This is a genomic window from Aetokthonos hydrillicola CCALA 1050 (genome assembly GCF_017591665.1).
Taxonomy (GTDB): Bacteria; Cyanobacteriota; Cyanobacteriia; order Cyanobacteriales; family Nostocaceae; genus Aetokthonos; species Aetokthonos hydrillicola.
The window spans coordinates 38,603-44,913 of record NZ_JAAKGC010000063.1 but is presented as its reverse complement, the minus strand read 5'-3'; the positions used below and the strand labels follow the sequence as shown (position 1 = coordinate 44,913).

Genomic DNA, 6,311 nt, shown 5'->3' with positions numbered 1-6,311 from the left:
GTAAAAAAAGTAGCAATATGCACAAGCCTCTAGAAAACAAAGCTCTATTAAGAGTCTATAGTGTGCATTACGTCAACAATAACACTCTTTGTTGCGATCATCTAATTTACCTCGCACAGATTCAAGAACAGTTATTCCCTCAAATAAGGTTTTCTCAGCTAGGACAAGGTTACCTTTTTTGTAAAGAGCATACCCTAGATTGTTCAACGCTATACCTTCGCTTTGACGATCTTGGATCTGCCTGGATATTGCTAAGTGTTGCTGTTGGTAGTCGATAGCTTTGGTGTAGTCTCCCAGTAAATAGTAGGCATTACCAAGATTACCCAACGCCGCCCCCTCACCTTGACGATCTTGGATCTGCCTGGATATTGCTAAGTGCTGCTGTTGGTAGTCAATAGCTTTGATATAGTCTCCCAGTAAATAGTAGGCATTACCAAGATTACCCAGCGCCGCTCCCTCACTTTGATGGTCTTTGATCTGTCTGGCTATTGTCAACGCCTCTTGTTGATAGTCGATAGCTTTGGTGTAGTCTCCCAGTAAATAGTAGGCATTACCAAGATTACCCAGCGCGGCTCCCTCATTTTCAAGATCTTTGAGTTGCCTAGCTATTGCCAACGCCTGCTGTTGATATTTAATAGCTTTGGCGTAGTCTCCCAAAGATAAGTAGACCCTACCAAGATTACCCAGCGCCGCCCCCTCACCTTTATGGTCTTTGAGTTCCCTGACTATTGTCAACGCCTGCTGTTGGTAGTCGATAGCTTTAGCGTACTCTCCCAGAGAATCGTAGACAAGACCAAGATCACCCAACGCTGCTCCCTCTCCTTGACGGTCTTTGATCTGCCTGGCGATTGCCAAGTACTGTTGTTCATAGTCAATAGCTTTGGCATAGTCTCCCAAATGTAGGTAAGCAAGACCGAGATTACCCAGTGCCTTTCCCTCACTTTTACGGTCTTTGATCTGCCTGTAAATCATAAGTGCTTGTTGCCAAGACTGTGATGCTGCTTGAAATTTACTAGTTTTATATTGCTGTCTACCTTGTTGAAATAGTTGGTCTGCTTGCGTTTTCTGCTCATTCGTAGTTTGTGCTAATACCTGCGATACTGTAAATGCTGCTGGGTTAGTAGCAAAAGATGTTGATACGGCTGTCAGCAGGGTAATAGATACACGCAACAATCCCAGTTTGTATGAACGCATCATTTTCCATCTAAAATCTAGAATTCAGCATTCTGTCTTAAGGTTATATACGAATGGCACTAGGATATTGGATCTGTCTTTCATCTATAAAAGCTTTTTGGTTCACGGTATAGGAGAGATAGTTATGTAGTTTCCAAAACCGCACAAATGTAGGACGCGCAGCGTCCGGACTCCATGACGTCTGACAAGAGAAGAGTGGTTATTGTATGTAACGAAGAAGAACACATGCGTCAATCGCACAGAATTCAGCTTGGGAATTCTGTGCGACTGGTGGATGAATGCGGGTTTTTGTTGCCCCCGATTTTAATCGTGGCAATATCTCCTCTAAGGCAGCGCGGACATTGGTGCTCATACACCTAGTCCTCAAAGGTTTTCTGCATATTTCCTATAGAGGTTGCGGATTATTCTCTACTGAAGGTAACAAAAGCGGGATTAAGCGGCTAATACTTTCAGTTACGAATGTTGGTCATCATTCAGCAGTTCTTTTAGCAGTGTCTGGGTATACTGAACCGAAGTCTTTGATAGCTTCCGCTGATTGACCAACAATTCTCTTAGCTCGTTCACCAGGAGCACCTTCGGTTTCACGAGCTTCTCTATTCCATTCACCTGTTGTTTTTGGTCTTTGGGAATCATTTTGATTAAGAGCTGATTTAACGCTCTCGGTTACGGCTTTGCTGCTATGCTCAGAACCAATGCTTGTTGTAAGCACTAAAAACCCAACTAGGACAACAGCTACAAAACGCTTTACCTGAAGCTCTTTAAAGAGGTTACTGATACCAGCGATTGTCTTTGAAATTAGATTTGTCATGATATGACTCCATTAGTTTGTTCTTAATACTAATCAGCAGTTTCACGGTTAAGAAGCAGCCCATTTCAATTACAGGTAAACGAGTGGAAATTGAGTCAAAATCCAACCCATTTTCTAGCTAATTAACTCGGACTGAATACTTTTCAAGGCTATCTATAAAAACTTAATCATCCCTCTAACAAAAGTCAGAGCTTGATTCTGGGCACCTATCTGTCTTTACGTTTAGCTAAACCATGTCTCTGCGCAGAGAACAGTAACAGAACGCCCATTTTTTGTAGTTATCATTTGAGTGGATAGCTGGGACTCTAGGGGTAATGCACTTTACGAAGTCACGCTTTTAACTTAATCCCTGGTGTGACCTTTCCATCCCTGAGGCGCGAATCCATGCGTTCGGTTTGCTCTTGCGCTTTGCGCGATCGGCGTTTCGCAGCTTCTCTTCGAGACGCTTCTCAAGGGCGGAGAGGCTTCGCCCGACGCGCAGCTATGCCCGCTTTCTCTTTACGCGAACGCAATCGCGTCCAATGGTATATTTTCTAGTAAATATTCTTACTGTAGTCTAGCCTACAAGAACCGGCAATGCTTTTCATACCTAAGAGAGAGCTTCGTTTTATTTTAAAAATCTTAATATCTCTACACAAAGAGTGTTATTGTTGACGTAATGCACACTATAGACTCTTAATAGAGCTTTGTTTTCTAGAGGCTTGTGCATATTGCTACTTTTTTTACTGAAGGCAGGTCAAAAACGTGAATCAAGCAGAACAGTTACCTAGTCAGTCGATAAAACTTTCTAGTGTATCTACGCTTGCTGGAGTATTAATTGCAACTGCAATTATGGGTGTATCAGCAATTAGCTTGGTTTTATTACTCTCTGTAAATATTGCCAACCTGAATTTTTTCGTCTTATTCATTGCCATACTTTGGCAAACATTTCTGTATACAGGATTATTTATTACTGCTCATGATGCTATGCATGGAACAGTATTTCCTGAAAACACCAAAATTAATCATCTAATTGGGTCAATGTGTGCAGTGCTTTATGGATGCTTACCCTACAAAGCATTATTAAGGAAGCATTGGATGCATCACCGCTATCCTGCTAGTGATCTAGATCCTGATTTCCACGATGGAAAGAACAAAAATTTCTTTGCTTGGTATCTTCATTTTATGAAGGGTTACGCGACTTGGTCGCAAATGATTTTAATAACCATTATCTATAACTCTTCTCATTACATCTTACATATACCCAGAGCTAATCTCAATTACTTTTGGGCAGTACCATGTATTTTAAGTTCGTTACAATTATTTTATTTTGGTACTTTTTTGCCTCATAGAGAGCCTCAAGACGGCTATAGTGAACCTCACCGCGCCAGAACTATTTCCTATCCTATTTGGTGGTCGTTTCTCACCTGCTATCATTTCGGCTATCATTACGAGCATCACGAATATCCTAATGTCCCTTGGTGGCAATTACCGAAAGTTCATAGGGAGAATGTAGGAAGCCTCTGAGAAGGGGGATGCATGAAGTTATACCAAAACAAACTGATGACTGATAACTGATAACTGTTCCGGTCATTGTTGTGCTTGCATGTTAGCTATATTTGGACTTTCACCAACTTCTTGTAACGGTGGACGCACGCACAAATATAGCAACGGACCAAATAGAGGTACTAATGATATTAACCAGAACAACTGAGGATTCTTAACATCCCGCCGCGCCATGTCATCTTTTAAGAGCGTAGGAAACAATAGGCAAAGTAAACAAAAATCTAAACTCATGACGTGGATAAAGCGGCTAGTTTGCCACTGGTGAACAAAATCTGTCCAATTTCCGCCACTGAAGCCATAAATTACTATAAGGGATGCTGCTATAGTTAAAGCAATACCAGTCAAGCGAGAATCAAGCACTTTGATAAAGGCGTTCTTGTTTCCAACAAACTTTTGATTTGGTTCTCGAAGCGCTAAATAAGGTAACAAAGCAAATGCGCCTACGGCAAAAGAAGCTGTTGCAAAAACCCAAGCACGGATTTTTTGCCCTCTGCCATCAATAAATAGCACACAACTGTATATTGCTGGCCAGACACCCATAATATTGAATAGTGCGACAATAATGGGGTTGATTCCTTGCCATTGACCAATCGAAAGATTTTTAATTAATTCTAATGTGTCAGGCTGATCAGGAGGAGCGAAGATAAAGGCGTAAGTCAAAAATCCTAGCCAAAACGCTCCGAAAGCAATTTTTCTGACCATAATAAGTCGCCAAGCAAAATTATTGAATATCTACTACCCAGTTATATTAGCTGTTAGCAGTTGCATATTCTCTATTCCCTATTGCCTATTTCCTCAAAGATTGAAATAACTTAAAGACTCTGACAGATAATCAGCTGCAGCGGAAACCACCGCGATCGCACTCTCATAATCCAAGCGCGTTGGTCCCAAAACACCAACACTACCTACCGATGTGGTACCCCGACGGTAAGTAGAAGAAATTAAAGAACAAGTCTGTATCGGTTGCAGAGGATTTTCCGCACCTATGCGAACAGTAACCCGTGGCTTACCGCATTCTTCTGTTTCTGGTTCTTCAAATATAAGATGCCATAGTTGTTCTTGTTCTTCCTCCAGCAATTGCATGATTGTTTGTACTTGCTGAGACTGAGAAAATTCTGGCTGGCGCAAAACTTCTGATACCCCGCGAATCATTATTTGTGTAGCAGATGGTGCTAAGGTACGACGAGTAAGTTCTGTAAGCGCTTTTTTCAAAAAGTCTCCGTAGCACTGGAAATCGCGATCCAATTGACTCCAATCAAGGGCTTTGATTTCTACAAGGCTTTTACCCCGCAGATGACTGTTTAAAAAGTTAGAAACAATCTGTAACTCACGATCAATGACCTCTGTATCCAGTTCTGTTTGTTTCCCTTTGGGCAGATCCATCAACGCCGAATGTGTTTCATAGCTATCAGTGACTACGATTAGCATTACTCTTCCAGCTTCCATTTGGACAAGCTGCAAGTGCCGTAGCACTGCGCTTCCGGCTTGAGGCATAGTAATCAAGCTTATGCAGCCACTTATAGTCGCTAAAATTTGCGCTGCTCCTTGCAGTAGACCTTCCAAACTCCTATCTTCAAAATTCAGCCGATTTTGTAGCGCTACTTCCAAGTCTCGTGGTAAAGTTTCAGGGGGTGTAATCAACTGATCTACATAAATGCGATAACCAGAGTCAGAAGGTATACGTCCGGCAGACGTATGAGGTTGGTACAGTAACCCGACTTTTTCTAGCACACCCATGATATTCCGAATTGTGGCTGAGCTAACGCCTAGATTGTACTCCTCTACCAGAGCTTTAGAACCAACCGGTTCTGCTGTGGCTATGTAGTGGCGTACAGTTGCTCGAAGTATATGTTGTTGTCGATCAGTTAGCTGGACTTGCATAAGGATAATTTACTAAAGTAAAGCAAAACTTTAATGAAAGTTCAAAAAGAATTGTAAAGATGGTTTGAAAAAAGATTCATAATAGTAGTGTGGTTACGTTCGCAGATGATTTACATTTCTTGCGGAGGATCAACTCTAAGAAATCTAAAGCTGCTTTCCGTAAGGTTTGTATTCAATTCTCATATAAACTTCCCGATAGGCTTGGAAACCGTGCATCTTGTAGACTATAGCAAAGCATTAGTTTAGGTTGTTGACAGCATCATATGTTACCTTGTAATAACATAATTCCCCCCAAGCTTTGTAAAATCACCACTAAAATAATAAATGTTGAGCGATGAAGTACTTAAGTAGTTTGCTATATCATAAGAATAGCAAAAGTTAGTCGTTGTTAGCCAACTACATAATCACAAAGAGTCAAGAAATCCAAACTATAGTGTTGGATTGGCTGTTAATACTGAGGAATTGAAGGGTCAACAAGGCTTGAGTACGCATCAATCCCACCTGCAACATTCTTCACATTTGTAAATCCCTGAGACGTTAGCCATTGACACATCTGAGCAGAGCGAACGCCGTGGTGACAAATTACCAAGGTTTCAGCGTGCGGATCAAACATAGTTGGGATTTCCTCCGCCCAACTACTAAATTCACTCAAAGGTAAGTTTACAAAACCTTCTACATGAGCGATCGCCACTTCTTGTGGTTCACGTACATCTATTAGCTGAATACCAGGATCATTAGAAGCTAGACGTTGTTCAAGCTCCTCCACACTAATTTGGGTAATAGGTTGACCAAAAGATTGAACTGACATAAAAGGAAACAGCAAATAAGGAACAGAAGTACCCCTTCCTAGATAAATAAGAGCTTGGGTACAGTTATCCGATCA

Annotated in this window: 7 protein-coding genes; 1 reads left to right on the top strand and 6 read right to left on the bottom strand. The window is 41.4% G+C overall.

The window, feature by feature from the left end; all coding sequences use genetic code 11:
- Positions 1 to 72: 72 nt before the first annotated feature.
- The 3 genes from G4P69_RS25375 to G4P69_RS25365 all read right to left on the bottom strand — a co-directional run bounded on the left by G4P69_RS25375 (position 73) and on the right by G4P69_RS25365 (position 2,002).
- Positions 73 to 1,197 (bottom strand): tetratricopeptide repeat protein, encoded by a 1,125-nt coding sequence (locus G4P69_RS25375; RefSeq protein WP_243903055.1) that lies wholly within the window; start codon positions 1,195 to 1,197, stop codon positions 73 to 75.
- 196 nt (positions 1,198 to 1,393) lie between these two features.
- Positions 1,394 to 1,546, bottom strand: coding sequence for a hypothetical protein (locus G4P69_RS25370; RefSeq protein ID WP_208340040.1), 153 nt, complete (start codon positions 1,544 to 1,546; stop codon positions 1,394 to 1,396).
- 117 nt (positions 1,547 to 1,663) lie between these two features.
- Positions 1,664 to 2,002, bottom strand: a complete 339-nt coding sequence (locus G4P69_RS25365; RefSeq protein WP_208340039.1) for a hypothetical protein — start codon at positions 2,000 to 2,002, stop codon at positions 1,664 to 1,666.
- 744 nt (positions 2,003 to 2,746) lie between these two features.
- Here G4P69_RS25365 and crtW point away from each other — a divergent pair.
- On the top strand, positions 2,747 to 3,508 hold the full coding sequence (crtW, locus tag G4P69_RS25360) for a beta-carotene ketolase CrtW (RefSeq protein ID WP_310834216.1): 762 nt from the start codon (positions 2,747 to 2,749) through the stop codon (positions 3,506 to 3,508).
- A gap of 63 nt (positions 3,509 to 3,571) precedes the next feature.
- Here the strand turns inward: crtW and G4P69_RS25355 are convergent, their stop codons facing one another.
- From G4P69_RS25355 to G4P69_RS25345, 3 genes are all read right to left on the bottom strand, one after another.
- Positions 3,572 to 4,249 (bottom strand): DUF2834 domain-containing protein, encoded by a 678-nt coding sequence (locus G4P69_RS25355; RefSeq protein ID WP_208340038.1) that lies wholly within the window; start codon positions 4,247 to 4,249, stop codon positions 3,572 to 3,574.
- Between the two features lie 93 nt (positions 4,250 to 4,342).
- The gene (gene hrcA, locus G4P69_RS25350; RefSeq protein WP_208340037.1) at positions 4,343 to 5,428 is read right to left on the bottom strand and encodes a heat-inducible transcriptional repressor HrcA; all 1,086 of its coding nucleotides are present in this window, start codon (positions 5,426 to 5,428) and stop codon (positions 4,343 to 4,345) included.
- 448 nt (positions 5,429 to 5,876) lie between these two features.
- Positions 5,877 to 6,236 carry a rhodanese-like domain-containing protein gene (locus G4P69_RS25345; RefSeq protein ID WP_208340036.1) on the bottom strand — a complete coding sequence of 120 codons (360 nt, stop codon included), beginning with the start codon at positions 6,234 to 6,236 and terminating at the stop codon, positions 5,877 to 5,879.
- Between the last annotated feature and the right edge of the window lie 75 nt (positions 6,237 to 6,311).

What these genes read in the sequence shown, in the direction of transcription:
- G4P69_RS25375 (WP_243903055.1), bottom strand. Translation starts at nt 1,197, where the DNA reads ATGATGCGTTCATACAAACTGGGATTGTTGCGTGTATCTATTACCCTG.
- G4P69_RS25370 (WP_208340040.1), bottom strand. Translation starts at nt 1,546, where the DNA reads ATGAGCACCAATGTCCGCGCTGCCTTAGAGGAGATATTGCCACGATTA.
- G4P69_RS25365 (WP_208340039.1), bottom strand. Translation starts at nt 2,002, where the DNA reads ATGACAAATCTAATTTCAAAGACAATCGCTGGTATCAGTAACCTCTTT.
- G4P69_RS25355 (WP_208340038.1), bottom strand. Translation starts at nt 4,249, where the DNA reads ATGGTCAGAAAAATTGCTTTCGGAGCGTTTTGGCTAGGATTTTTGACT.
- hrcA (WP_208340037.1), bottom strand. Translation starts at nt 5,428, where the DNA reads ATGCAAGTCCAGCTAACTGATCGACAACAACATATACTTCGAGCAACT.
- G4P69_RS25345 (WP_208340036.1), bottom strand. Translation starts at nt 6,236, where the DNA reads ATGTCAGTTCAATCTTTTGGTCAACCTATTACCCAAATTAGTGTGGAG.